This is a genomic window from Pseudomonas sp. (assembly GCF_036387035.1).
Taxonomy (GTDB): domain Bacteria; phylum Pseudomonadota; class Gammaproteobacteria; order Pseudomonadales; family Pseudomonadaceae; genus Aquipseudomonas.
Map to the genome: position 1 here is coordinate 1 of NZ_DASVUM010000261.1, position 2,537 is coordinate 2,537.

General features: G+C 60.1%; 3 protein-coding genes and 1 pseudogene. 2 read left to right on the forward strand and 2 right to left on the reverse strand.

The window, feature by feature from the left end; all coding sequences use genetic code 11:
- Positions 1 to 149: chorismate-binding protein (locus tag VF672_RS23430; RefSeq protein ID WP_331107420.1), on the forward strand; the 149-nt coding region annotated here is incomplete at its 5' end.
- A gap of 302 nt (positions 150 to 451) precedes the next feature.
- Entirely contained in the window at positions 452 to 1,186 is a 735-nt protein-coding gene (locus VF672_RS23435; protein ID WP_331107416.1) for a phosphoadenylyl-sulfate reductase, read from the forward strand.
- Positions 1,187 to 1,326: 140 nt separating this feature from the next.
- Here the strand turns inward: VF672_RS23435 and cysB are convergent, their stop codons facing one another.
- Both cysB and VF672_RS23445 read right to left on the reverse strand, forming a co-directional pair.
- Positions 1,327 to 2,301: an HTH-type transcriptional regulator CysB gene (cysB, locus tag VF672_RS23440; RefSeq protein ID WP_331107418.1), complete on the reverse strand. Its 975-nt coding sequence runs from the start codon at positions 2,299 to 2,301 to the stop codon at positions 1,327 to 1,329.
- 113 nt (positions 2,302 to 2,414) lie between these two features.
- A pseudogene (locus VF672_RS23445) lies at positions 2,415 to 2,537 on the reverse strand (universal stress protein); the annotation flags it as partial.

Consider the following 2,537-nt stretch of genomic DNA (forward strand, 5'->3'; position numbering starts at 1 on the left):
CCATCGCCATCCGCAGCCTGCTGGCCAAAGAAGGCCAGATCACCTGCTGGGGCGGCGGCGGCATCGTCGCCGACTCCCGGTGGGAAGCCGAATACCAGGAAACCTTCACCAAAGTGCGGGTGTTGATGGAGACCCTTGAGGGGTTGTGAGCGACTGATTGTGGATCGACGCTGGATCGCGCGCATACGCGAATCTATGGGCCTGGGTGGCCGATGGGGCGTGAGCATACGCAGATCCGTAGGAGCCGGCTTGCTGGCGAATGGGGTGGGGTCATTGAATAGCTGACCGCCTGACCTGAGGCGTTCGCCAGCAAGCCGGCTCCTACAGACCATGGCCGCGTCCGCGTGTCCCCCTCCGCGCAATTGCTTTCGGGCAAACAACGCCAGGTTTTTTGTTACCATCTACGCCATTACGAGCGCCTAAGCGCCAGCCCTGATTAGGAAGCCGCCTGATGACCCACCCTTTTGACGTAGACGACATCGCCGCCACCTTCGCCCAAAAATCCCCGTCCGACATCCTCAAGTTTGCCTTCCAGCACTTCGGCGACGACCTGTGGATTTCCTTCAGTGGCGCTGAAGACGTGGTGCTGGTGGACATGGCCTGGAAAATCAACAAGAACGTCAAGGTGTTCAGCCTGGACACCGGCCGGCTTCACCCGGAAACCTATCGCTTCATCGATCAGGTGCGCGAGCAGTACAAGATAGACATCGACATCGTCAGCCCGGACCGGGAAAAACTGGAGCCGATGGTCAAGGAAAAAGGCTTGTTCAGCTTCTACCGCGACGGGCATGGCGAGTGCTGCGGGATCCGCAAGATCGAGCCGCTGCGCAGCAAGTTGTCCGGCGTTACCGCCTGGGCCACCGGCCAGCGTCGGGATCAGAGTCCGAGCACGCGCACTAACGTCGCCGTGGTAGAAATCGACAGCGCGTTCTCGACGCCGGAACGCACGCTCTACAAATTCAACCCGCTGGCGCAGATGAGCAGCGCCGACGTGTGGAATTACATCCGCATGCTCGAACTGCCCTTCAACACGCTGCACGAGCGCGGCTTCATCAGCATCGGCTGCGAACCCTGCACGCGCCCCGTCCTGCCAAATCAGCACGAACGCGAAGGCCGCTGGTGGTGGGAAGAAGCGACGCAGAAGGAATGCGGGCTGCATGCCGGGAACTTGATCGCGAAAGGATAGACGGCAGATCGCAACCGGGTAGGAGTGAGCTTGCTCGCGATGACGGTCTGGCAGACGCCGTCCAGCGTCTGAACGGACGCATCGCGAGCAAGCTCACTCCTACAGGTCAAACGCTGGCCGTGACCTGCAGGCGCGGCCTGTCAATGCTCCGGCAGTTCAACCCCGGCAAACAGCTCTTCGAGCTCCTGCTTGTTGTGGCACTGAATGGCTTTGGCCATCACATCGCGAGTCAGGTGCGGCGCGAACTTCTCGATGAAGTCGCACATGAATCCGCGCAGGAAGGTGCCCCGACGGAAGCCGATCTTGGTCACGCTGGCTTCGAACAATTCGCTGGCGTCCAGCACCACCAGATCGCTGTCCAGCTTGGGGTCGACGGCCATTTTGGCGACGATACCGACGCCCAGGCCCAATCTCACGTAAGTCTTGATGACGTCGGCGTCGGCGGCGGTGAACACCACTTTCGGCGTCAGGCCACGGTGGCTGAACGCTTCGTCGAGCTTGGAACGTCCGGTGAAACCGAACACGTACGTAACGATGGGGTATTCCGCAAGAACCTCCAGGGTCAGCTTGCCGACCTTGGTCAGCGGATGGCCCTGGGGTACGACCACGCAGCGGTTCCAGGTGTAGCAAGGCATCATCACCAAGTCGCCGAACAGCTCCAGCGCTTCAGTGGCAATGGCGAAATCGACAGTACCGTCGGCCGCCATTTCCGCGATCTGCATCGGCGAGCCCTGATGCATGTGAAGGGCGACGTCGGGGTACTGCTTGATGAAGTTGCTGATCACTGGCGGCAGCGCATAACGCGCCTGAGTGTGAGTGGTGGCGATGGACAGCGTGCCTTTTTTCTCGTTGGAGAATTCCTGGGCGATCTGCTTGATGCTCTCGACCTTGCGCAGGATCTCGCCGGCGGTGGTGATGATGCGTTCGCCGGCCGGGGTGACGCGGGTCAAGTGCTTGCCGCTGCGGGCGAAGACCTCGACGCCCAGTTCGTCTTCCAGTAAGCGGATCTGCTTGCTGATGCCTGGCTGCGAGGTGTAGAGGCTCTGCGCCGTCGCTGAAACGTTGAGGTCGTGGTGCGCCACTTCCCAGATGTAGCGCAATTGTTGAAGCTTCATATGAATCCCTCAAAGCAGGTAGACGCCACGGGCATCAGCGACGGTATATAACTATATTAATGGTTTGAATAATAAATCTAGAACTTTTTTATCAAAACGCCATTATTGGTGTTCTAGCGGTCACCCTGACGCCGACGTTCCACAAGCGGCACCAGATTGACCGGCACCCTCGACAGTTGCAACACCCGCGCGGCCGTGCGGCCCAACGGGGTTTCCGCGCTGGCGCGATGGCTGTG

Coding starts and splice junctions, on each gene's coding strand:
- VF672_RS23435 (WP_331107416.1), top strand. CDS start 452: ATGACCCACCCTTTTGACGTAGACGACATCGCCGCCACCTTCGCCCAA.
- cysB (WP_331107418.1), bottom strand. CDS start 2,301: ATGAAGCTTCAACAATTGCGCTACATCTGGGAAGTGGCGCACCACGAC.